The 22097-nt window shown below is 52.1% G+C and carries 22 protein-coding genes; 10 read left to right on the plus strand and 12 right to left on the minus strand.

The genetic code is table 11. From position 1 onward, the window contains the following. From H6F80_RS26810 to H6F80_RS26820, 3 genes are all read right to left on the minus strand, one after another. Window positions 1-2469, minus strand: a 2469-nt coding sequence (locus H6F80_RS26810; RefSeq protein ID WP_190794572.1) for a DUF3769 domain-containing protein, incomplete at its 3' end; no start/stop codon positions are given. Between the two features lie 147 nt (window positions 2470-2616). Further along, complete coding sequence (locus H6F80_RS26815; RefSeq protein WP_190794573.1) at window positions 2617-2733, minus strand: photosystem II reaction center protein I; 117 nt, start codon at window positions 2731-2733, stop codon at window positions 2617-2619. 31 nt (window positions 2734-2764) lie between these two features. After that, complete coding sequence (locus H6F80_RS26820) at window positions 2765-3193, minus strand: thiol-disulfide oxidoreductase DCC family protein (RefSeq protein ID WP_190794574.1); 429 nt, start codon at window positions 3191-3193, stop codon at window positions 2765-2767. 298 nt (window positions 3194-3491) lie between these two features. On the opposite strand from H6F80_RS26820, the gene pstS reads away from it, so the two are divergent. Next, complete coding sequence (gene pstS, locus H6F80_RS26825) at window positions 3492-4592, plus strand: phosphate ABC transporter substrate-binding protein PstS (protein WP_190794575.1); 1101 nt, start codon at window positions 3492-3494, stop codon at window positions 4590-4592. A gap of 170 nt (window positions 4593-4762) precedes the next feature. Here pstS and H6F80_RS26830 read toward each other — a convergent pair whose 3' ends face one another. After that, window positions 4763-4924 (minus strand): hypothetical protein, encoded by a 162-nt coding sequence (locus H6F80_RS26830; RefSeq protein ID WP_190794576.1) that lies wholly within the window; start codon window positions 4922-4924, stop codon window positions 4763-4765. A gap of 35 nt (window positions 4925-4959) precedes the next feature. Here H6F80_RS26830 and pstC point away from each other — a divergent pair, with 35 nt between their 5' ends. From pstC to H6F80_RS26860, 6 genes are all read left to right on the plus strand, one after another. Then, entirely contained in the window at window positions 4960-5922 is a 963-nt protein-coding gene (gene pstC, locus H6F80_RS26835; RefSeq protein WP_190794577.1) for a phosphate ABC transporter permease subunit PstC, read from the plus strand. A gap of 45 nt (window positions 5923-5967) precedes the next feature. Next, window positions 5968-6867 (plus strand): phosphate ABC transporter permease PstA, encoded by a 900-nt coding sequence (gene pstA / locus H6F80_RS26840; RefSeq protein WP_190794578.1) that lies wholly within the window; start codon window positions 5968-5970, stop codon window positions 6865-6867. A 162-nt stretch (window positions 6868-7029) separates the two neighbouring features. Then, the gene (pstB, locus tag H6F80_RS26845) at window positions 7030-7854 is read left to right on the plus strand and encodes a phosphate ABC transporter ATP-binding protein PstB (RefSeq protein WP_190794579.1); all 825 of its coding nucleotides are present in this window, start codon (window positions 7030-7032) and stop codon (window positions 7852-7854) included. Between the two features lie 411 nt (window positions 7855-8265). Continuing rightward, window positions 8266-9180 carry an alpha/beta fold hydrolase gene (locus H6F80_RS26850; RefSeq protein WP_190794580.1) on the plus strand — a complete coding sequence of 305 codons (915 nt, stop codon included), beginning with the start codon at window positions 8266-8268 and terminating at the stop codon, window positions 9178-9180. Between the two features lie 6 nt (window positions 9181-9186). Continuing rightward, window positions 9187-9972, plus strand: a complete 786-nt coding sequence (locus tag H6F80_RS26855) for an HAD family hydrolase (RefSeq protein WP_190794581.1) — start codon at window positions 9187-9189, stop codon at window positions 9970-9972. Window positions 9973-10881: 909 nt separating this feature from the next. Continuing rightward, a complete protein-coding gene (locus tag H6F80_RS26860; RefSeq protein ID WP_190794582.1) occupies window positions 10882-11160 on the plus strand; it encodes an Npun_R1517 family heterocyst differentiation transcriptional regulator in 279 nt (92 codons plus the stop codon). A gap of 41 nt (window positions 11161-11201) precedes the next feature. On the opposite strand, the gene thyD is transcribed toward H6F80_RS26860, so the two are convergent. The 5 genes from thyD to aroA all read right to left on the minus strand — a co-directional run bounded on the left by thyD (window position 11202) and on the right by aroA (window position 15026). After that, complete coding sequence (gene thyD / locus H6F80_RS26865; RefSeq protein WP_190794583.1) at window positions 11202-12128, minus strand: thylakoid membrane protein ThyD; 927 nt, start codon at window positions 12126-12128, stop codon at window positions 11202-11204. 3 nt (window positions 12129-12131) lie between these two features. After that, a complete protein-coding gene (gene psb28, locus H6F80_RS26870; protein ID WP_190794584.1) occupies window positions 12132-12509 on the minus strand; it encodes a photosystem II reaction center protein Psb28 in 378 nt (125 codons plus the stop codon). A gap of 120 nt (window positions 12510-12629) precedes the next feature. Further along, window positions 12630-12995 carry an exonuclease/endonuclease/phosphatase family protein gene (locus H6F80_RS26875; protein ID WP_190794585.1) on the minus strand — a complete coding sequence of 122 codons (366 nt, stop codon included), beginning with the start codon at window positions 12993-12995 and terminating at the stop codon, window positions 12630-12632. After that, a complete protein-coding gene (locus H6F80_RS26880; RefSeq protein ID WP_190794586.1) occupies window positions 12977-13639 on the minus strand; it encodes an endonuclease/exonuclease/phosphatase family protein in 663 nt (220 codons plus the stop codon). The genes H6F80_RS26875 and H6F80_RS26880 overlap by 19 nt, the downstream gene beginning before the upstream one ends. A 43-nt stretch (window positions 13640-13682) precedes the next feature. Further along, entirely contained in the window at window positions 13683-15026 is a 1344-nt protein-coding gene (gene aroA / locus H6F80_RS26885; protein ID WP_190794587.1) for a 3-phosphoshikimate 1-carboxyvinyltransferase, read from the minus strand. 108 nt (window positions 15027-15134) lie between these two features. On the opposite strand from aroA, the gene H6F80_RS26890 reads away from it, so the two are divergent. Further along, window positions 15135-15656, plus strand: a complete 522-nt coding sequence (locus H6F80_RS26890) for a hypothetical protein (protein WP_190794588.1) — start codon at window positions 15135-15137, stop codon at window positions 15654-15656. Between the two features lie 15 nt (window positions 15657-15671). On the opposite strand, the gene H6F80_RS26895 is transcribed toward H6F80_RS26890, so the two are convergent. Then, window positions 15672-16841, minus strand: coding sequence for a histidine kinase (locus H6F80_RS26895; RefSeq protein ID WP_199296856.1), 1170 nt, complete (start codon window positions 16839-16841; stop codon window positions 15672-15674). A gap of 395 nt (window positions 16842-17236) precedes the next feature. Here H6F80_RS26895 and H6F80_RS26900 point away from each other — a divergent pair, with 395 nt between their 5' ends. Further along, window positions 17237-18424, plus strand: coding sequence for a glycosyltransferase family 4 protein (locus H6F80_RS26900; RefSeq protein ID WP_190794590.1), 1188 nt, complete (start codon window positions 17237-17239; stop codon window positions 18422-18424). A 70-nt stretch (window positions 18425-18494) separates the two neighbouring features. On the opposite strand, the gene H6F80_RS26905 is transcribed toward H6F80_RS26900, so the two are convergent. Continuing rightward, window positions 18495-19088 carry a DUF3177 family protein gene (locus H6F80_RS26905; RefSeq protein WP_190794591.1) on the minus strand — a complete coding sequence of 198 codons (594 nt, stop codon included), beginning with the start codon at window positions 19086-19088 and terminating at the stop codon, window positions 18495-18497. A gap of 137 nt (window positions 19089-19225) precedes the next feature. Further along, window positions 19226-20587: a gluconeogenesis factor YvcK family protein gene (locus tag H6F80_RS26910; RefSeq protein WP_242067591.1), complete on the minus strand. Its 1362-nt coding sequence runs from the start codon at window positions 20585-20587 to the stop codon at window positions 19226-19228. Window positions 20588-21305: 718 nt separating this feature from the next. Between H6F80_RS26910 and H6F80_RS26915 the strand changes: the two genes are divergently transcribed. Then, window positions 21306-22088, plus strand: a complete 783-nt coding sequence (locus H6F80_RS26915) for an ABC transporter ATP-binding protein (RefSeq protein ID WP_190794593.1) — start codon at window positions 21306-21308, stop codon at window positions 22086-22088. Window positions 22089-22097 lie beyond the last annotated feature (9 nt).

The raw sequence follows: 22097 nt of genomic DNA on the forward strand, positions 1-22097 counted from the left end.
GAATACGATCGAAGCAGCTTCTCGCCTTGGGCTGTAGGCAGCTGTAATCGAATAGGTACGGCGACTATACTCTAGGGTGAAGACCGTATCAATAGTGTCTCCGTTGTCAAGATTGTAGGCAGTTTGCACACCAAACCGAACCGGACCGTAAATTTGCTGCGTGATGCCTGCGCTAAGCACCTGTACATCGGCAACGCGATCGAACAGGAAGGGCGACTCTCCGCTGAGTGCAACGCGCGAATAGGAAATGTTAAAAGCGGTGTAGTCCAAAAACGGGCGCGAAAAATGACCAAATTGCCCTGACAGCGAGATCGATCCATTCACGCTAGCCTGGGTTTCATTGTTGCTGTAAGCACTGTACACCCCACGAATACTGGGAGTCACAGCAACATAGGGTACAACGGGATTGGGAGTATAGCGTAAGCCCTCGGTCGGCGTGGCTGGTAGCGGCGTTCCTGCCCAAATCAAAATTGGGCGCGATAGAGAGACAGTCGCTTGATAACGAGTCAAATCAACGCGCCTATCTTCTTCGTCTGCCTGCGGATCGACGTTTTGTTCCCGCAATAAACTATCTCGATCGGTGCGGGCATTAATGAACTGAACGCCAGCCTGATAGTCCAACAGAATTCCCGTTTGACCCAGTGTAAAAACTGGTGAAGTAATCACCAATCCCAGACTGCTTTGCACATTCTGAAAGCCTAACGACCCGTTAAATAGCCGATCGCGATAGCTATATTCCACTGCCACCGTGTGATTGGCAAAAATACGCTGCTGTGCCCGCAAACTTGCCCGGAACGTATCTTCGAGATCCCCAAGATCCAGACTGGTAAAGACGGCATTTCCGACAATTGAGGTGGTGGGGGTGGGAGTCGCGGTGAGGCTGGCGATCAGACCATAGGATGAACCCGAGAGAAACCCGTCTTCCTCGATTGCCCTTTGCACCAAGATCTGCGGCGTCAGGCTAAAGTCTACGATCGAATTCGAAACGACATTAAAGGCACGCTCGATAAAAAATCCGCCCCGATCGCGTTCGTCGTAGCCGATATTAAATAAACCCGGATTCTGTCGCTCCTGGCTTATTACAGCGCGATCGATCAAGAGGGGCAGCTCTAAGCCCTGGTCAAATACGGCTCTGGGATTGCGGGCGCGAATTTCTGAACTGGTGGGCGACAGGGGCGTTACTGTGACGCGGTTCGATCGCACTTCTAACTCCGGCGGCGAGAAGGGATCGTTTGTAAGTCGCACATTGGTTGCTTCCCAGCTTTGCCCGTTGAACTGAAGCTGCTCGGCTTCAAAGCGCAGACGAGACAGCGTTGCTCCCTGCTGACTGGGTGCAGCCTGACCTCCGGTTGCCACTCCAAAGATCAGCCCCCCGCCACTGCCTGCTGCCTGAAGCGGCTGAGTCTCAGTGATTTGCGCTCCCACCGACTGAGCAGGACTGAGCGGACTTCCGACAACAGGACGCTGATTCGCATCAAAATCAGTCGAAGCACCGAGATTAACTTCGCCTCTGGCTTGCAGCACCGATCCCCGGTCAAAGCCAAAATTATAGGTAAACTGCTCTCCGCGCAGGGTTTGCTGTCCGCGTTGCAAAGCGGCGTTTCCATCTGCCACAGCTAAGCGATTGGGGATATTCACCTGAACGCGATCGGCGGTTAGAATTGCCTGCCGAAACCGCATGACAACATTCCCCTCGGCGCGAAACACCTGTCGCTGCTCGTCATATTCCTGGCGATCGGCAGAGAGTTCGATAACTTCCGGGACAGTTTGTGCAGCTTGGTTTGGCGTTTGATTCGCGGGCTGTCTTTGATCTGCTCCCGTTCCGTCAGCGGGGACGGCAGGAGCCTCATTTTGACCCGGAATGGTTAAAACTTGCCCGGAGTCTGAACTTCCTGGCGCAGCCGCTTCTGCTGGGGACTGCCCATTTGCCGTCGCAGATTCCACCGAAGGGGGGAGCGGAGTGGAGGGTGAAGTTGACGGACGCCGGGGGGAAATTTGACCCGATCGCGCAAAGTCTTCGACTTCAAGCGCAGGCTCGTTCCGAGGCACAGTTGATCGCGCCTGAGTTACTGCAATCAGCGCATCCAGTTCAGCAACCGGGCGAATCGAGGCTCGACTAGAACCCGTTCCGGGTGGATTCACTGGAAGAACAGGGGATGGCGTTTCTGCTTGAGCGACGACCTCTTGGGGAAACTGCGATGCGATCGATCGTTCTCTGCGCGCTGGCTCAGGTGGGCTCGGTTCGGTTTGAACCGGCTTAGTTTGAGCGTCGGGCTGTGCGGGTTCAGCGAGTTCAACGGTGATCGCACCACCCAGTGATCGAGCATCTACACGCGCTTCCGCCCGCAAATCCGTAGACGAAACAGGCTCTATCGCATCAGGAGCGATCGGTGGCGAAACGGCAGGAGAAGCATTTGGCGTGACATGGTGAACGACTGGCGGTAGGGGTGGCGGAACCGGATAGGGCATACTTACAGCGCAACAGTAAGGACGGATAGCCCTCACTCAGGACTTCAGCCGTCTTCGACAGCGACTCGCTCTACAAAAGGGATAGCTTGTAAAGCGATATCTTGTTTATTGGACAGGCACAAAGCCTGAGGGGTTCCAGAATCTCGATTATTCGAGGTCGCGTTGACTGGGGTTCCGCGCCGGGTCGTTTGACAGGAAACCAAAGAAAAACAGACCGACAAAGAAAGCGACGACGATGTAGACCACGATCTTCAGCGTCAGCATGGCGATCCCTCCAAACCAGATATGTTAAAAATTAGGCTTCATTATCATACACCGTTCCCTCGCATTTCCCGGTTTCGCAGGCGGGATAAGGCGATCGATAAGTGTTTTCTCTTGCACCAAACAGCGTGTAGCGGTTGTCTCGGATTTGCTCATACGCCCGATCGCCAAGCCACTTTGCCCCCGGAAGAGCGCGGTATGCCTCAACAAAGATTTCTCCAAAGGGCAGCCGTTTGCCGATTTCTTCTGCTGCGTCACTGCCCTGCCAGCGTTGTTTGACATCGTTCGCATTCAGCAGGATGATGCCCTGCTCGCAGTCTTTTGCAGAAATGCCAACTGCTTTCAGACTTTCCTCATTCTGCATTGGCACATAGAGAAACTGGTTGCCCTGGTCTAACGTTTCGAGCAGTCGAACCAGATTGACGCACAGGTTACAGTTTCCGTCATAGATTACGTGGTACATGGTCTTGTTGATTACACTGCCCACTATCCTAAGCTAACTAGCTGAATTTCCACTCGTTAGAGCCTTTACCGATTACAGCTTCTACTAATTACAGCCTTGAGTAGAGGGAAGTAGAAGAGATAGCTCTTACGGAAGAGAAACAGGGCTAGTGCAAGGGTTAATGGGTCTGTAGGAAGGGGTAAATATTTTTCTATCTAAAGATATAAACTCATCTTAACCTACGTATTAACAATTCCTTTATCTAAAGACAGTAGGATGCAGGCGAAACTATCCAGAGTTTTTACCCTGAGCATTTCTCATGACATCCCTACTACGGCTTAAGCGACGCGCAGTTTTAGCTTCCTTGGCAGCCCTCTCTATGTCGGTTGCTGTTGCTTGCGCTTCCAGTAACAATGAAGGTCCTTCGGCAACGGCTCCTGCGGCAAGCCCGGCAGCAGGCAATAGCGGTGCAGCAGTCAGCCTCAGCGGTGCTGGTGCATCATTCCCGGCTCCGCTCTATCAGCGTTGGTTTGCAGACTACAACAAAGAAAATCCGAACACCCAAATTAGCTATCAGTCGGTGGGTAGCGGTGCAGGTGTTGAGCAGTTTTTAGCAGGTACGGTTGACTTTGGAGCCAGCGACCAGCCTCTGAAGGACGAAGAAAAAGCACAGTTTAGAGAAAAATACGGAGCTGACGCGATTCAGGTTCCGGTGACAGGCGGCAGCATCGTGATGGCATACAACTTGGAAGGCGTAGACAATCTAAAATTGCCCCGCGAGGTTTATTGCGGCATCGTCACGGGAGAAATTACCCAGTGGAACGACCCGGCGATCGCTTCTGCTAATCAGGGAACGAATCTGCCCAATGAACAAATCCAGTTTGTTCACCGTTCGGACGGCAGCGGCACGACCTTCGGCTTTACCAACCACCTGAAGGCAGCCTGCCCTGAGTGGAAAGCGGGAGCCAATAAGTCGGTGGAGTGGCCCGTAGGTACGGGTGCAAAAGGCAATGAAGGTGTAACGGCTCAAATTCAGCAAACTCCGGGCGCGATCGGCTACACCGAGTTTTCCTATGCCAAAGAGAATGGGCTATCGATGGCTGCGATGGAAAACAAGGCTGGCAACATCATCGAGCCAACTCCCGAAGCAGGTGCGCTAGCCTTCAAGGGTCAAACTGTGCCGGAAGACTTCGCGCTGCTGGTTCCCGACCCGACCGATGAACAGGCATACCCGATCACCACGCTAACCTGGCTGCTGCTCTATCCTCAGTACCAGGACGCAGCAAAGGGTGAAGCGATCAAGAACGTGGTCAACTGGACGCTGGACAACGGCAAAACAGCCGCCAGCGATCTGGGCTATCTCCCAGCCGATCCGGATCTGGCAGGTCGTGTGAAGGAAGAAGTCGCCACCATTAAGTAAGTCAAGGAAGTAAGTCAAGTCAAGGGCGATCGTTGCTTTCCGAATGGTTAACCTGGACGGTGAGTAGACGGTTGCCCTTCTTGACAAATCCTGGCGAACAAAAGTCTTGTCTGCTGCGATCGAAGGTTCAGTTGAAATCAAATTGATGGTGCAGTTTCAAGGCAACTCGCTCAATGAATTCGATGCAGTTTGTCTGAATGTCGATGGCTCAACGGCTGCTTGGTTTCAAGCAGGGCAAATCCTCTGGGGGCAAAGCCTGCGGTATGCTGGTAAATGGCTAAATTGAGCCATCGTCGAAGTTGACCTTGAGATTCTTTGTGAGATTTAGTCATCTGGTTTTTGTTACTCCAGCTCTTTTCTTAAAGTTATGACTTCGCCATCTGCTGCTCCCGAAGAATCGTTAATTCAAGCCTCAAGCAAGTTTCACGCCACGCGCTTAATCGATCGCATTTTTTACTGGCTGACGCTGATCCTTGCAGTGGGGATTGGTGCAGTTCTGGTCTGGATTACTTTTTCGCTGCTGGGCATTGCCTTTCCAGCCATTACCCAGTTCGGCTTAGGGTTTCTAACTCAGTCAGTTTGGAACCCGGTTGAAAATGCATTTGGGGCACTGCCGCAGATTTATGGCACGATCGTTAGCTCGATTCTGGCACTGTTGTTTGCGGTTCCGGTCGGGGTCGGCGTTGCAATCTTCCTGAGCGAAGACTTTTTGCCCCGTCAGATCTTGACTCCGATCGCCTTTCTGGTTGAGCTGTTGGCTGCAATTCCCAGCGTGGTTTACGGGCTGTGGGGCATTTTTGTGCTGATTCCCGCAATCCTGCCCCTACTGCGTGGACTTCACAGCGTGTTTGGCTGGATTCCTTTCTTTTCAACGCCGCCCTCGACGCGCCAGATGTTTGTCACCGCACTGGTGCTGGCGATCATGATTCTGCCGACGATTATTGCTATCTCGCGCGATACGCTGGTCTCTCTGCCGCCGCAGCTTCGTCAAGGAGCTTACGGGCTGGGGGCAACGCGCTGGGAAACAATTCTCAAAGTGCTTTTGCCTGCGGGTCTATCAGGCATTATCGGTTCGGTGATGTTGGCCTTGGGCCGGGCATTAGGCGAGACGATGGCAGCCGCCATGCTGATCGGGAATGCAAACCGGGTAAATGTTTCGTTTTTTGCGCCTGCTTCGACGATCGCCGCGCTGATTGCAAACCAGTTTGGCGAAGCAAGTGGGCTACAGCGTTCTTCGCTATTTTTTGCGGCACTGGTGCTGATGCTGCTGACGCTGGCGGTGAATATCCTGGCAGAGTACATCATCAGCCGCTTTCAGGAAGTTGAGTAGGAAGTTGAGTAAGGTCGTGTTCTTTGCAGTGACTCCAGTAAATTTATGACGATTCCACGCGATCGGGGCGCCAATTCAGCTTTTAATGTTTCAGACGATTCGCTCTTTGTGCCGTCACCCACCCGAAACCTGGTCGGCAAAATCATGACGGGTTTGGTTGGGGCTTGCGCTGCACTTTCGCTGTTGCCGCTGGGTTCGATTCTCTACACAGTCATTTCCAACGGATTTAGCCGTCTGAGTCCAGCCGTGTTGACTGAGCTGCCGCCGCCGCCTCTAGTTGATGGGGGAGGGTTTCGCAATGCGATCGTGGGAACACTGCTTACCAGCTTAATTGGTGCGTTGATTAGTGTTCCGTTCGGCGTTTTGACGGCAATTTATACTGTTGAGTTTGGGCGCGGCAATAAGCTGTCGCAGTTTGTACGGTTTTGTACTAATGTGCTGAGTGGTGTACCGTCGATTATTGCTGGACTGTTTGCCTACGGTATCGTAGTCCTGGTAACGGGTACTTTCTCGGCAGTGGCAGGGGGCGTTGCGCTGGCGGTTTTGATGGTACCGATCGTTATCCGCACCGCCGAGGAAGGGCTGAAGTCGATTCCGCCGGATGTAAGACAGGCGGCAGTTGGCATTGGCGCAACAAATTTTCAGTCGATTTCTCAGATTATCTTGCCTGCTGCCCTACCGTTTATTGCAACGGGCGTGACGCTGGCACTGGCAAGAGCAGTGGGTGAAACGGCTCCGCTGCTGTTTACTGCTCTGTTTAACCAGTATGATGTCAGAGGCGTATGGCAGCCTACGGCAACGCTGTCGGTTCTGATTTACAACTTCGCAATTTCACCCTACAGGAACCAGCAGGAGCTTGCGTGGGTTGCAGCATTGGTCGTTGTGGGTTTGATTTTGGTGGTCAGTATTGTGGCACGAGTCGCAACTCGCCGTAAGGTTTATTAGCGTTCCATCAACGAGCTTTTCCTTGAATTCATTCGTTTAGTTCACCTGATTTGTGGATCTGCTTTTTTGAAGAAAAAGTTACGATCGATTTAAGAAGGTTGATGTTTATTCCGATTTGAAGCGCGCAGAGTTCTACGCCTAAACCACTCTTCTTCATTCACTATGACGAATTCTCCAGCACAGTCCGAATTTAGACCGAGTTCTGTGGGTAACGATGTGGTTATCCGCACTGAGAATGTGTCCATCTACTATGGGTCGTTTCAGGCAGTTCGTAATGTTTTCTTGGACATTCCCAAAAACAAAGTGGTTGCGCTGATCGGTCCTTCGGGCTGCGGCAAAAGTACCCTGCTGCGCTGCTATAACCGTTTAAACGATTTGATTCCGGGAGCGCGAGTCGAAGGCAAAATCACCTATCAGGGCACGGAGTTGTATGACTCGAAAGTAGACCCGGTCGAAGTGCGTCGTCGGATTGGAATGGTGTTCCAGAAACCCAATCCTTTCCCCAAGTCGATCTACGAAAACATTGCCTTTGGTGCGCGGGTTAACGGCTATAAAGGCAATATGGACGAACTGGTAGAGCGATCCCTGCGGGGTGCTGCACTGTGGGATGAAGTCAAAGACAAATTAAAGGCCAGCGGTCTGTCGCTTTCTGGGGGCCAACAGCAGCGGCTTTGCATTGCACGGGCGATCGCGATCGAACCGGAAGTCATTTTAATGGACGAACCTTGCTCCGCCCTTGACCCGATTTCAACGCTGCGGGTTGAGGATCTGATGCACGAGCTGAAAAAGCAGTTCACCATCATTATTGTCACGCACAATATGCAACAAGCCTCTCGCGTAGCGGACTACACTGCGTTCTTTAATGCTGAGGCAGGGAACGGCGGCAGTCGCTATGGTTATCTGGTGGAGTACGATCGCACCGAGAATATTTTCAATTCGCCCCGGCAGCAGGCAACTCAAGATTACGTCAGCGGTCGCTTTGGCTAAGGATTTCGAATCGTAGTTTCGGTGAAATATTCACTTAATTTGAAATGAGCCGATGGCTCTATCGGGGAAACTGCTTCGCACTGCCCTTGCTGAATAATCCGCGACGAATGGCCACCCCCTTTTCATTCGCATTGCTGCACATTGTTCGTCACGGCTATTTATTCCCTTGCCGATCGGGTGAGGGCTTTTTTATCGCTTGAGCAATGGCTTGAGCAGATCGGTTCTAGTCCACTTGCCCTTCGCTGCCGAACTGGAGATGCTAAAAAATAGAACCTTCTCGGTGAGCCGTTACCATCTCGTGATCCTCCATGACCTTTGAAAGACTGTATCCCCTGGCGCATTGAAAATTAGAAAACTCGTATCACAATAAGAGAAGTAATAAATCGTAATCCTTCTAGATTTCTCCCGGCTATGACGCTGACCCCAACTCCTCTCCTGGCTGCCCCTCAGACCTGGATGTGGCGTGGTTTTCCCATCTGTTATCAAACTCAAGGGCAAACCGGGCCTGCAATCGTCCTGATTCATGGCTTTGGTGCATCCTGGCGACACTGGCGCAAAAATATTCCGGTGCTGGCAGGCATTGGGCGAGTATATGCGGTCGACCTGATTGGCTTTGGCAACTCGGCAAAACCGAAGCCTGGTGAGGAAATTGACTACACCTTTGAAACGTGGGGACAGCAGATTGCCGATTTCTGCAAAGAGGTCGTCGGTACGCCTGCTTTTCTGGTAGGAAACTCGGTCGGCTGTATTGCGGCAATGCAAGCAGCGGCAGATCATCCTGAAATTGCCCGGAAAGTTGCCCTGCTCAACTGCTCTTTACGGCTTCTGCACGATCGCCGGCGTGCCCAATTGCCCTGGTATCGGCGGGTCGGTGCTCCTTTATTGCAGAGCGTTCTGTCTGTACGCTGGGTTGGGCAAAATTTCTTTCGCCTGATAGCCCGTCCAAAAACAGTGCGGAAAATTCTGCAAAAGGCGTATATCAACCCGGAAATCGTCACCGATGAATTGGTCGATTTGCTCATGGCTCCGGCGGCTGATCCAGGTGCGGCAGATGTGTTTCTTGCTTTCACCCGCTATTCCTATGGTCCCTTACCCGAAGATCTGCTAGAACGCCTCTCTTGCCCAGTGCTAATTTTGTGGGGAACTGATGACCCCTGGGAACCTGTGGACTTGGGGCGTAATCTGGCAAATTTTCCTGTTGTGGAGCAGTTCATTCCGCTGGAGGGCGTAGGTCACTGTCCCCAGGATGAAGCTCCCGATCGCGTCAATGCCCTCTTAGGGGATTGGATTCAAACATCAGTGCAGCAAGAAGCGCAGCAGGGGTAATTTGTTATGACCCAGAAACAGCCAACCCTGCTTGCACTTGATTTTGATGGCGTGATTTGCGACGGACTGCTGGAGTATTTTGAAACCGCATGGCGAGCATACTGCCGCATCTGGTTGGCTGGGGACAAAACGCCGCCAGAAGGACTGGCAGAAATTTTTTATCGTCTGCGTCCTGTGGTTGAAACGGGCTGGGAAATGCCCTGTGTCCTGCGATCGATCCTGCAAGGAATGCCCGAAGCAGAGATCTTGCGGAACTGGAGCGCGATTTGCCTGGATCTGGTACAAACCGAAGGGTTGGTTCCGGTGGAGGTCGAGCAGGTCGTCGATCGCGTCCGCGATGAATGGATTACGCTGGATCTGGCAGGCTGGCTATCGCTGCACCGATTTTATCCAGGTGTCACTCTACAGCTTCAGCGCATTATTACAGAGGGCATTGAGCTATTTATTGTGACGACGAAAGAAGATCGTTTTGTCCAGCAGTTGCTTGCTCAGGCAGGCGTGAATTTGTCTGCGTCGCGAATTTTCGGCAAATCAGTTCGCCAGCCCAAAGCGCAAACCCTGCGCCAGCTCCAGCAGTCAGCGGCTGCTTCTGAACCCCTGATCTGGTTTGTTGAAGATCGGCTGAAAACGCTTCAGACCATTGCCCCTCAAGTTGATTTGCAGAATGTTGAGCTATTTCTGGCGGATTGGGGCTACAATACCGCAGGCGATCGAGCGGTTGCACAGCAGGATGAGCGAATTCATTTGCTCACACTAGAACAGTTTACGCAGCCGCCAGAACAGTGGAGCTAGCTTTACAAAGCCGCAACACGTCAATCCTCGAAACCTTACGAATTCGCTTACAATCTCATCTGATGTGAGATGAATTGAGATGGCGCAATCGCAATTTTCGGCATTGCTGCTCCGATAGATGAATTCTGTAAGGGTGATCTGCAAACCACTGCTAGCGCAGAACTCCCTATCGAAAATCCGATTTCCATTCAGCAATGCCCAATTTTCCTGGTGTTGCTACGGATTGCAAGTAAAAATTCAAACTAGATCAAAGCTGGTTTTAATGCCTTTCCAGTCCTGGAAGAACATGTGGGAAACGTCATTGAGTGAAACCTATTTAGTTCATTAAGCTGACTTGTTCTCTCAGTATTAGCCAATTTTAGAAAGTAGAACTGACACACAAAATTTTTCCGAATCAGGTCTTTTTGGTAAAGTTTGGTTGTCCTTCAGGATGGAATTTTGAGGGATCACTGCATTCCCCGGTTCCGGCGACCTGTCAATCGCTAGAAGCTTTATGGAAGCTAGCTTGGACGGATTCTTCAATTGCTTGTAATCGATCGTCTGGTAGCAGGGTTTAAAGCAGTGATGAAGTTGAGTTTCATGACCTCATAGAGACTTTATAGATTGCTAGCCTGTACTTCTAAGAAATGGTGCTATTTATAGAAACTAGGACAATTTAACGATTTGTTTTTAGCAGGTGAATTGGTTTGCTTTGTTTGCCTTTTGGGAAGACTAGCTTTAGCAGTGAATTTAAGCCATAAGCAGTTTTCCTGCACTTTAGCAAAGCCTCGCTATCCCTCTGATTTGCCTTTACTGTCCTGCAAAGCCTGCTTCAGACAAGTGCGCCTCTAAAAACCATTACCCAATGCGTGTGTTTAACCTGATCGTCTAGTTCACCTCACTCCCGCCTTTGGGCGGTTATCTTTTCAGATGAAGACCGACTCCATTGAGCACCACCCGACCGACTCAGAGTTCACAGTTTATGATTGCGAAATTCACCTTAAGTTTCGCCTGATTGAGGAAAAACACACCCTGCTCGATCGCGATCGGCTCCTGGAGATTTTGCTTGATGCCCTCTCCTATGGGGCAGATGAGTATTTAGAGCCGATGCAATCCAAGGTTAACGTGCAGGAAGTTTCCGAAGTCGAAGCTTCCCCACAAATGCGCCGCCAGCTCATTCGCCTTCGCAACTCAAACGACCTGATCTAAAGCATGATGATCTAGATCATGAATGGATTGAATCTGCAATCCTAGTCTTCGCGCACCACATCGGTTAATGCCTGTTTGACCGTTGTGTACTGATACGCAAATCCGCTTTCCTGGGTTCGCTTTGGCAAAACCTGCTGTCCTTCCAGGACGACCTTTGCAGCATCGCCAAGCATTAGCTCCAGCGCGAAATTGGGCACAGGTAGCCACGATGGACGCTTCATCGCGTCCCCAAGGCTCTGGCTGAGTTCTGCCATTCGTACCGGGTTTGGAGCCGTTGCGTTATAGGTTCCGCTCATTTCGGGCTGGGTCAGTGCCTTGAGAATTAAATTCACCATATCTTCAAGGTGAATCCAGGAAAACCACTGGCGACCGTTACCAATCGGTCCTCCGGCAAACATTCGGAAGGGCAGCAGCATCTTGGCGATCGCCCCACCCTGACCGAGAACAATTCCAGTGCGGAGGATCACCAGCCGAGTCCCCGACTCCTCCACTTTTTGCGCGGCGGCTTCCCAGGCTTGACATACTTCTGCCAGGTAGTCGTTTCCTGCCGGACTGGCTTCATCAAAGGTTGCCGTTTCGCTCGTGCCGTAGTAGCCGATCGCCGAGGAATTGACCAGCACAGACGGGCGCGGATTTGCCTGAGCAATTGCCTCCACAATTTTTTCAGTGCCTGCTTTCCGGCTATCCATAATTTCCTGCTTGCGTTCAGGCGTCCAGCGGCTTTCGGCGATTGGCGCACCTGCCAAATTCACCACGCCATCACAGCCTGAAATTAACTGCTGCCAGGTTCCCGATTGCAGAGGCTGATAGGCGACGACTTCCACATTGGGATATTTAGAGACTGGGAAAAGCGACTTGGCGCGATCGGCGTTGCGCGTTAGCACCACCACGGAATGTCCCTCTGTTTGAAGCCGTTCAACCAGACGACTGCCAATAAATCCGGTTGCTCCGGTCACTGCAATTTTCATGCGCTACTCCTTGCGGGACTCTCCATATGTCATTTCATTTGCCTCAGCATATCGCTCTATAAAGCGCATCAGCCGTTCCCAGTGATCTTCGCGATCGACTTGCAGCACACATTCGACTCGCTCCAAATCATCGCCTTCGGGTCCGCCAAACACAAAGCGTACTGAGGCTGGCTCGATGTTGATATTGCCTTCGCTGTCGTTGAGTGACATTCCTCCGGCAAATCGATTGGTATAACTTTGGAAGCGATCGATCGATCGCAGGCCTTTAAAGGTCATCAGAATGCTGCGAACTCCGGTGGCACGATTGCGGCGAAAACTGATACCGCTCAGCTCCTCAGAAATACCTTCAAAAAACTGAATCGAGGGAGTTGCGTCTGCCATGAAGCTCACATCAGCTTTCGCTGTGATCATTCCTACCAGAGTTAGTATAAATCCCGCCGTTGCCTAAAACGACGATGATTCTCCTCTGTAGCGAGCGGGCGGGTTAGGCGATCGGGCAAGTTAGGGGTAGCGAAGGGTGGCAACGATCGGCAGGTGGTCGGAGTTTGCGTCTGGTCCTACAAATGCGTCAATCGCCTGAATCTCATCGGTATGCCAGATATAGTCAATTCTTTGCACCGGAAACGGGATGCCTTTTACTGAAATGGTATGACCCAAGCCCCAGCCGCGCTCCTGAAAGCTATCCTTGAACACCTGGCGAAGCTGGGCATAGGTTTCGGAGGTATCGGTCATATTGCAATCGCACAGCATCAGAGTTGGCAGTGATTGTGACCGCACAAGCGTCTGAAGAGAGGCAGTCTCGGCAGCTCGACGGCTGTAGCGATCGCGGGTTTCAGCAGCAAATCGACTCAGCGGGAAAAGGGGCATATTGTTGGGGGCAAGATGCGTGACCAGCACATTGAGCGGTCGATCGTTCTTACGTGGATTGTGACTTGCAGCCCCCGTTCCAAGGGCGGGTTAGGCAGGGCGGTCATGCTGTCGATCGGTAAACGGCTGAACAGCGCAACTGTGTGGAACAAATCAACCGGATGCACTGCGCGGTAAGGGTAATCAGGTGCGAGTACTGCTGCCAGGTTGGACACTTCACCAGGCTGTAATTCCTGCAAGCCAATTAAATCGGGCTGAGCAGTGCGAATCATCTGAGCAACTTTGCCATAGTTCTGATTATCCCAGCGCAGGTTGAAGCTCATGACTTTTAAGGTAGGCTGTGCCGGAGCGGGCAGCGCGGCTTTGGCAAAGGGATTGAACAGCGGATAAAACAGACTGAGAAAGAGCAGGCAGGCAAAGAGCAATCCCAGGAGCAACTGTCGCTGACGAGACCAGAGGTATAGGGGCAAGAAGACCACGATCGGCACAAACAGATAGAAAGCCAGCGTATTCAGCAAGGCTAACCACCAGAATCGATCGAAGAATAAGAGGCGGAGACTAAACCATACCAGCAGAGCTACCAGATAAAGCCAGCTTAGAAGACCAATGACAGAAAAACGTCTTCGTCGCCGAAAAACAAGCATTATCCAATCCTCGAGTCCCCCATTGGCTCATCCATAACCCCCCCTACCCGCATGCCCGTTGCAGCGTCGGCACAAAATCCGGGTAAGAAATTGCAGCCGCTTCCGCTCGATGAATCGTCGTTTTGCCAGTGGCAATTAGGGCAGCGATCGCCAGACTCATTGCAATTCGGTGGTCGGTGTGGCTATCGAGTTCGGCTCCCGTCAGGGGGGTTTGTCCGGTAATTTCTAAACCATCGGGTAATTCAGTGACGCTGGCTCCCATCTGGCTAAGTTGGGCTGCCATCACTGCGAGGCGATCGCTTTCTTTAACCCGTAACTCTTCGGCATCTTTGATCAGAGTGGTGCCACTGGCACAAGTTGCTGCGACTGCCAGAATTGGAATTTCGTCGATCAGTCGGGGAATTACGTCTCCGGCGATCGTGCAGGCTTTAAGCGGTGCATAGCGAACTCGCACATCGGCAACGGGTTCTCCGGCAACTTCGCGCTGATTTTCCAGCGTCACATCGGCTTCCATCGCCTGTAAAACTTCCAGAATGCCAGTGCGGGTTGGATTGACCCCCACATTTTCGATTGTTAAATCAGAACCGGGAACGATCGCAGCGGCTACCATCCAGAAGGCTGCGGAGCTGATGTCTCCTGGGACAATTACGGTCTGCCCGTGAAGCTGAGCAGGTCCAGTGACCGTTGCACTGCACGTTTCGGGATCAACCGTGATAGTTGCCCCAAATGCCCGCAGCATTCGTTCGCTGTGGTCACGCGAGAGGGCAGGTTCGGTAACGGTCGTTTTGCCCTCGGTGAGCAGCCCTGCCAGCAAAATGCAGGATTTTACTTGGGCAGAGGCGATCGGCGACCGGTAGTGAATCGGCTGGAGCGTTTGTCCCTGAACGGCAAGCGGCGCGTAGCCCCCCGCTCGGTGCCAGATTTGCGCCCCCATATGCTGAAGGGGTTTAATGACGCGAGACATCGGACGCGATCGAAGCGAAGCATCACCCGTCACGGTAAAAAACCGTCCGGGATGGGACGCCAGCAGCCCCAGCATCAACCGCATTGTGGTTCCCGAATTGCCTGCGTCGAGAAAATCGATTGGCTCTTGAAGCTGCCCTAAGCCAATGCCCTGCACCGTGACGCGATCGGTGTTAAGTTCAGAAATCGTTGCGCCCATTGCCCGAAAGCAGCTTGCCGTACTGCGCGGATCTTCGCCTAGCAGCAGCCCTTGAATTTGGGTTTCGCCGCTTGCCAGAGCACCCAGCATCAACGCCCGATGGGAAATTGACTTATCTCCCGGAATCTGGATTCGTCCCCGTAGCGCAAACCCCTCGCTGGGAGGGGCGATCGTCAGCGAATGATGGGGTTCAGTACGGTTCAGGTTGATAGCGTCGGTAGGCATTGGGATAGACTGACGATAAGCACGCTAGTCATCCTAACTCTTTCCGGAATCATTTGATTACCCTGTCGCCCGTGTCTTCTTTTACTCTTCATCGCTTTCTTCATTGCTATGTTGACTCAACATCGCCATCCGGTCTGTTTGTCTTTCATGTCCTACGATTTGCCGCTATGGTCAGTGGTCGAGGGGGAGGCAACACTTTATCAAAAAGACGCAGAGCGGTTTCATTTGCTGATGACCGAACCCTTAGTGCAGGGGTTTGATGCTTTTGACGGTCATGCTTTTGAAAGTCATGCTTTTGACGATCATCCTGTCGATCGCGAATCAGAAAATGCAATGCCGAGAACGCCTCGATTGCTATGGCTAGAGCTGTCGCCCTATCGCGTTACGATGACAATGCAGGGTAACGGCAAATTTAGCTATCGCCACTTTTGGGAACAGGGCGTTTACGGGGTGAGCCGCTATTGGCTTCAAAACGACGATGCGCGTCAGCAGCCGATTCGCCTTCGCAATTTTACGCGCAGCCTTACGCTCTCTAGTCAGCCGATTCCGCAACAGTTTCGGGTGGAGTATGAACTGTGGACGAATCAGCTCCAGGTTGGGCGATATGTTTTGAATTTAGAAATTCAGTAGAGATTTAGCAGGAATTCACGGGGAGGGGTTAAGCCGATAAACGGGCAGCGTAAAGTGAAAGCAGCTTCCCTGCTCCTGCTCGGAATCGACCCAGATTTGCCCGTAGTGTGCCTGTACAATGCGGCGACAAAGGGCTAGCCCAATGCCATAGCCTTCCTTTCCTTCATCGCGCTCAAGCCGAAACCGATCTTCAAAAATGTGCTGCTGATTTTCGGGCGGAATGCCAGGACCATTATCGCTAATGCTCACCTGGACTTTTTGAGTGGTGCGATGCAGAATTGCCACGGAGATCGTGCCGGATTCGGGGGTATATTTAATGGCGTTGTCGAGCAAGTTGACAATCACCTGCTTCACCCGCTCGGCATCCGCATAGACGTAGGGCAGATCCGAGGGAATATCGGTCGAAATCTGCTGTACTTTTGCCTCAATTCGATCGCCTAAATGCTCGATCGCCTCCAGGCAGAGTTTCCCCAGCTCTAGCTTTTGCGGCTGCATCCGAAATTCGGAGTTGCGTTCGCGGGCTGCCTGCAAAATGTCGGTGATCATGCGATCGAGTGCTTTGGTTTGGGTGCGGGCATGGCGAACCAACTGGGCAAACAGATCGGGCTTCAGCCGAAATCCGCCGTCTGATTTTGCAGTGCTGCCAAGTTCCAGGGTTTCAAGGGCGATCGACACCGCAGTTAGGGGATTTCGCAGATCGTGTGCCAGCATTGCAATCAGATGATCTTTGAACTGAAGCTGTGCCTGAAACTCTTCTTTCTCACGCTGAAGCCGAAAGATTTCGTCGGACAGTTTGAGTAGCTCCGCCGATTCTTTGATGGAGCGAATTTGCTCTAGTTTTTCGCTGTCCTGCACCTCAGCCAGGCGAGACGATTCCAGATAATCTTCAACCGATCGCAGCCAGCGTGACCACCAATCTTCGATCTGGGCGACCAGATTACTTCCTGCCAGAATTTGCTGCGGTTCAGGATGAATCTTGATGAGAGAGGGAGTTGCTACTAGCTTGAAGTGCTCTGCCAGGTGAGGTTGCTCACTCACGTCGACGATCTGAAGCGTATAAGGCTCACTGGAATGGCTAGCTGCTAGGGCTTTAAGGCAATTTCTGACCTGACGAATGCGTTCGCCCGAACTGGGTCGCTTATCCACAAACAGCAAAAGCTGAAGCGGAGCCTCGGAAATTATCATCTGAGACGGCAGTGCCTCCATGCAAATTGCAGACGCTAGACCAATAAAAACCAGACCAATAAAAACTAAACAGTAAATAGCCCTATCTTTTCCAATGGGGCCAAATCGCCGTACGTCTTCAACTTTACTTCATTATTCCGCTAAATCGTCTGCTGCCCTTCCGACTTCATGCCCGATTTACTCGTCAGCCTGATTCGACAAAAGACAGTGAACAAGTCGAAATAGAATAGGCTTTATCCCCTTTTGTTTTTTATCTTGCAATTGTAGCGATCGTCGCTTTGGTGGATATAAGGAAAGCAGAAAACCCTTTCTCTCATGCACGGGTTTTATTCCTGCATCCCGTCCCGAACTGACGGCTACTGCGATTGTTGCGATTCCCGCGAGGTTTGTCAGGTATGAAAATTCTGGTACTGGCTTGGGAGTTTCCACCGCGCATTGTGGGAGGAATTTCGCGCCATGTAGCAGAGCTATATCCAGAGCTGGTCAAGCTGGGGCATGAGATTCACCTGCTGACGGTGGAGTTCGGACAGGCTCCTCGCTACGAAGTGGTGGATGGCATTTCCGTGCATCGGGTTCCAGTGGGAGAGAGCCAAAACTTTTTCCAGTGGGTTGCCCGGATGAATGACAGCATGGGTCAGCACGGCGGCAAGCTACTGCAGGAAGACGGACCGTTTGATCTGATCCACGCTCACGATTGGCTAGTGGCAGATGCAGCGATCGCCCTGAAGCACATCTTCAAAGTACCGATGGTTGCCACAATTCACGCCACAGAACACGGACGCTGGAACGGACTGCACAATGATACCCACCGCTATATTCACAGCAAAGAAGCAAGGCTAATCAGCGAAGCGTGGCGTGTGATCGTCTGCACCGAGTACATGCGGCAGGAACTCGTGCGTGTCTTTGGGTGTGCGGCAGACAAAATGGATGTGATTTACAACGGTATCTGTCTCAAACGGCAGGAACCCCGGCGAGAGTTTGACTACTGGCGGTTTCGCCGTCGCTTTGCCGCCGATCAGGAAAAGATTGTTTACTATGTCGGGCGGATTACTTACGAGAAGGGAGTCAGTCTGATGCTGGCAGCCGCTCCAAAGGTGATTGGGGCAATGAGTGGACGGGTCAAGTTTGTGATTATTGGCGGCGGCAACACCGATAGCCTGAAGCAGCAAGCCTGGGAGACGGGTATCTGGCACAAATGCTATTTCGCTGGATTTATGGCAGAAGACGAGCTAAATCAGTTTCGCACGATCGCTGACTGTGCTGTATTCCCCAGCCTGTATGAGCCGTTTGGCATTGTGGCACTCGAAAGCTTTGCCGCCCGCATTCCGGTCGTGGTTTCTAACGCAGGCGGATTTCCCGAAGTCGTGCAGCACGGCAAAACCGGGATGGTGACCTATGCAGGCAGCGCGGACTCGATCGCCTGGGGCATTATCGAAATCCTTCAGCATCCCGAATTCGCGCAGCAGATGGTTGAAAACGCTTACACCGATCTGGATTTGCGGTTTAACTGGCACAAACTGGCGGTCGAGACTCAGGCAGTTTATCAGCAGGTGGTACAGGAGCGCTCGGCGATCGAATGGTGATGGCGATCGAATGGCGATGGGATAGGGAATGGTTGAAAAGCATTGCGGCAGGTCGCAGAGCCAAAGCCCTTTACTGCTCGATTGCCGATCGCCCTTGTTTGCCGAGCCGCACAAAGACGAAGTAAATCAGGTACAGCGCGTAGATGACCAGTCCTGCAACGCCCAGAAAGCCCAGGAAGCCGGACGTATAGCGGGGGTGGAAAAAGGCGTGATAGCCGATCGCAGGCTGGAGCCACACTTGACAAAAAGGACTGGCAAACGTCGCCTGAGAAAACGCGCACTGCAAAAAGGGCAGACTCGCCAGCGCACCCAGCGCACAATAAACTGTAACCGCCCATCTCCAGGCAGAAAATGCCAGCTTGAAGCCGCTCTTGCGCAGTTCAGAAATTTCCTCGTTTAGATCGACCCAGAACCACAAGCTGATCGGAATCAGCACCCGTGCCAGCAGACCTGTAATAAAGCTAATCGGCAAATTCCCAGTCATCAGATACACCGTGATCGCCAGCAAGCTTGCTACTCGCCAGTAGATGATCAGCAGTCGCATGGCAGGTTCCACTTTGGCAAACAGTGCCCAAACTAAAAGAATCAGCGGCAGAAGCACGGTAAACAGCACCGCCAGACGGTAATCCATCCAGACAAGCGATCGAATAAGGTCTTGAGACATGATGAGTCAGGCACAAAGGACTGGCGCGTAATCGCGGTACTCATTGTAGTCCAACCCTTTCGTAGTTGATCAGAAGTCAGCGCAAGTCAATCAGATTAATAAGAAAAGTTAATAAGAGAAGTAAACGGGAGAATTCGCTACCCGCTTACCCGGCTGTACCACCGCAGCAAAATTCGTGCCAGCCGATCGGGGTCATGGCGCACTAATCCGGTTTGTTCGTCTTCGTCCATCACATTTGCCACGATCGCCCGTCGCCCAAGCTGCATGACGGCTTCGCGATCGAAATAAACCGGATGGGATTGTTCTTGAGCATATTTAATCAGCGAACCTGCCGAAGGGGACTGCCGCTGCACCAGTACTGCATCAAACAGCAGTGCACCTGCCACTTGATCGATCGTGCGGATATGGTCAGACACCGTAAAGCCGTCGGTTTCCCCTGGTTGGGTCATGATGTTGCACACATAGATTCGCAGTGCTTTAGAACGGGCAATCGACTGGGCAATCTTCGGCACTAAAAGATTAGGTGCGATGCTGGTATAGAGCGAACCGGGACCAATAATAACGTAGTCGGCTTCCTGGATTGCCTGAATCGCTTTAGGTAAAGCCGGAGGATTCGCAGGAGTGCAGCCAATGCGAACAATTTTGCCGCCTGCTTCGGGGATATTTGATTCGCCTTCGATAAGCCGTCCATCTGCCATTTCTGCCCAAAGCCGCATATCGGTGAGCGTCGCCGGAAGAACTTGCCCGCGTACGGCTAATACCTGCGAAATGGCTGCGATCGCCCGCTCCAGGTTGCCGCCCGTGACTTCGCTCATCGCCGTCAGAAACAAATTGCCAAAGCTGTGTCCGCTCAGCCCATCCCCTGCCTGAAACCGATACTGAAATAGCTCGGTCAGCAGTTTTTCTTCGTCCGCCAGTGCCGCCAAACAGTTGCGAATATCACCCGGTGGCAAAACGCCGATTTCGCGCCGCAGTCTGCCCGAAGATCCGCCGTCATCTGCAACTGTGACGATCGCCGTAATGTTTGCGCTGTAAGCTTTTAAGCCTCTGAGCAGCGTCGATAAACCCGTGCCGCCCCCTACTACCACGATCTTGGGGCCGCGATTTAACCGTCGATGATTCATCAGGCGATCGACCAGTTCCTCGTTGCCCTCTGGCATCAGCACTTCAGTAATGGCATTAAAGCTGCGCGACTGTCCCCACAGCACTAGCAGCATCCCACCAATAATCACCAAAGGACCACTAATGTAGTTCGGAATCAGCGTCGTGATGATTCGCAGTGAGTCTCGCGTTAGCTCGATCAGGTAATAAACCGGAGTCAAGCTTGACCAGATCGCCAAGCCCAGCACCACAAACACCAGCCCACTTGCGCTAATCAAGAGCCAGCGTTTGACAAATAAACCAGGAGCCAGCCACTTAACCCATTGCCCCACCCGATTGGGAGTTCGGTAGCGGGATTCCTGCTTAAGCACCAGCAGTGCTTGTTTGAGAAGAGCCATTAACATAGCCAGCTAAATTTAGGGAAACAGTGAGATCAGCAGTGTAGAGGCAAAGTAGAAGCAAGAAATTAGAAACAGGATAGAGCAAGCAGCCTGTGCCAGAAGATAATGCAGAAACTTCAGGCAGAGTTTAGGGATGTACTCAGCGAATGACGTATTAAGATTCAGCAGAGTTACTTTAGCAACGCTTTACCGGAATGGAACAGGAGTTTCTCCGCCTGAGATAATTCTTAGGGCAGCTTTGTAATAAGGTTTCTTTGGCGAGGTTTCTTTGACAAGGTAGAACAGCTTCCCTGCAAGGCGATCGCCTGGAACCCTTTAGCCGTACATTCAGCCGTAGGAGTCAACGCTCAACCAACAATGAACCCTTAACGCTTAGACTACAAAAGGAAGACTGAGGATTCCGCAAGGACTGTTGGAATCAATGCGAAGCAGCTTTTCCTTCGGGTAATTGCCCCCTAACCGCAAGCGGATTGCCTGAAGAATAACACTGAGTGAGAAGTAGCGATCGTCATCCGTACAACTGATTCTATTTCTCATATCTCTCCTGTGCTAGAAAAACTTCTCGCTTGAGACAGAGAAGGCACCGCAGCCCAGTTTGTTCAGATGATTTGCCCGATTTTATTTGCCCGATTTTGTTAGATTTGGTCAATTCAATCCATATTGATGACTGACTATAGACCCGCGATCGTCCTTCCTGTCCGCTTCTACTCGGAAAATGGCTGAACCATTGATTGAACTCAAAGGAGTCACAAAAGCCTTTGGTGATCAGGTCGTCCTGGATCACATTGACCTCCCGATCAAGCGGGGTGAAGCACTCGCGATTATTGGTCCTTCTGGAACCGGAAAATCGACTATTCTGCGCGTGATTGCTGGACTGCTGCTGCCAGACGAAGGCGAAATTTACGTTCAGGGACAGCGGCGTGAAGGCTCCGTGGATGACAATCCCGATCCGATCAATATCAGCATGGTGTTTCAGAACGCTGCCCTGTTTGATTCGCTCACTGTTGCAGAAAATGTGGGCTTTTTGCTGTATCAGCACTCGCGGCTATCCCGCAAGCGGATTCGGCAGCTCGTCGAAGAAAAGCTGGAAATGGTGGGTTTGCCAGGAATTGGCGATCGATTTCCAGCCGAACTCTCTGGGGGGATGCGCAAGCGAGTCAGCTTTGCCAGAGCGATTATGGACGATCCCGATGACCCTGCCTCTAGTCCCGAAGTGATTCTCTACGACGAGCCAACCGCCGGACTTGACCCGATCGCCTCCACCGTGATCGAAGACCTGATTCGCCAACTCCAGCGCGCCAGGGGTGGATGCAGCACTTACATTATCATCACCCACCAGGACAGCACCATTCGCCGCACTGCCGATCGGATTGTGTTTCTGTATCACGGCAAAATCCAGTGGCAGGGAACCCCAGCCGATATCGATACGACCGATCATCCTGTAGCGCGTCAGTTCTTTAGCGGCAGTATTAACGGACCGATTCAGATTGCTGGCTAAAAGCAGACT

Source organism: Leptolyngbya sp. FACHB-711 (assembly GCF_014695615.1).
Lineage (GTDB): Bacteria > Cyanobacteriota > Cyanobacteriia > Elainellales > Elainellaceae > Leptolyngbya_A.

Bases quoted from the DNA above. Each gene is read 5' to 3' on its own strand.
- H6F80_RS26815 (WP_190794573.1), bottom strand. From the start codon at position 2,733: ATGCTGACGCTGAAGATCGTGGTCTACATCGTCGTCGCTTTCTTTGTC.
- H6F80_RS26820 (WP_190794574.1), bottom strand. From the start codon at position 3,193: ATGTACCACGTAATCTATGACGGAAACTGTAACCTGTGCGTCAATCTG.
- pstS (WP_190794575.1), top strand. From the start codon at position 3,492: ATGACATCCCTACTACGGCTTAAGCGACGCGCAGTTTTAGCTTCCTTG.
- H6F80_RS26830 (WP_190794576.1), bottom strand. From the start codon at position 4,924: ATGACTAAATCTCACAAAGAATCTCAAGGTCAACTTCGACGATGGCTC.
- pstC (WP_190794577.1), top strand. From the start codon at position 4,960: ATGACTTCGCCATCTGCTGCTCCCGAAGAATCGTTAATTCAAGCCTCA.
- pstA (WP_190794578.1), top strand. From the start codon at position 5,968: ATGACGATTCCACGCGATCGGGGCGCCAATTCAGCTTTTAATGTTTCA.
- pstB (WP_190794579.1), top strand. From the start codon at position 7,030: ATGACGAATTCTCCAGCACAGTCCGAATTTAGACCGAGTTCTGTGGGT.
- H6F80_RS26850 (WP_190794580.1), top strand. From the start codon at position 8,266: ATGACGCTGACCCCAACTCCTCTCCTGGCTGCCCCTCAGACCTGGATG.
- H6F80_RS26855 (WP_190794581.1), top strand. From the start codon at position 9,187: ATGACCCAGAAACAGCCAACCCTGCTTGCACTTGATTTTGATGGCGTG.
- H6F80_RS26860 (WP_190794582.1), top strand. From the start codon at position 10,882: ATGAAGACCGACTCCATTGAGCACCACCCGACCGACTCAGAGTTCACA.
- thyD (WP_190794583.1), bottom strand. From the start codon at position 12,128: ATGAAAATTGCAGTGACCGGAGCAACCGGATTTATTGGCAGTCGTCTG.
- psb28 (WP_190794584.1), bottom strand. From the start codon at position 12,509: ATGGCAGACGCAACTCCCTCGATTCAGTTTTTTGAAGGTATTTCTGAG.
- H6F80_RS26875 (WP_190794585.1), bottom strand. From the start codon at position 12,995: ATGCCCCTTTTCCCGCTGAGTCGATTTGCTGCTGAAACCCGCGATCGC.
- H6F80_RS26880 (WP_190794586.1), bottom strand. From the start codon at position 13,639: ATGCTTGTTTTTCGGCGACGAAGACGTTTTTCTGTCATTGGTCTTCTA.
- aroA (WP_190794587.1), bottom strand. From the start codon at position 15,026: ATGCCTACCGACGCTATCAACCTGAACCGTACTGAACCCCATCATTCG.
- H6F80_RS26890 (WP_190794588.1), top strand. From the start codon at position 15,135: ATGTTGACTCAACATCGCCATCCGGTCTGTTTGTCTTTCATGTCCTAC.
- H6F80_RS26895 (WP_199296856.1), bottom strand. From the start codon at position 16,841: ATGATAATTTCCGAGGCTCCGCTTCAGCTTTTGCTGTTTGTGGATAAG.
- H6F80_RS26900 (WP_190794590.1), top strand. From the start codon at position 17,237: ATGAAAATTCTGGTACTGGCTTGGGAGTTTCCACCGCGCATTGTGGGA.
- H6F80_RS26905 (WP_190794591.1), bottom strand. From the start codon at position 19,088: ATGTCTCAAGACCTTATTCGATCGCTTGTCTGGATGGATTACCGTCTG.
- H6F80_RS26910 (WP_242067591.1), bottom strand. From the start codon at position 20,587: ATGGCTCTTCTCAAACAAGCACTGCTGGTGCTTAAGCAGGAATCCCGC.
- H6F80_RS26915 (WP_190794593.1), top strand. From the start codon at position 21,306: ATGGCTGAACCATTGATTGAACTCAAAGGAGTCACAAAAGCCTTTGGT.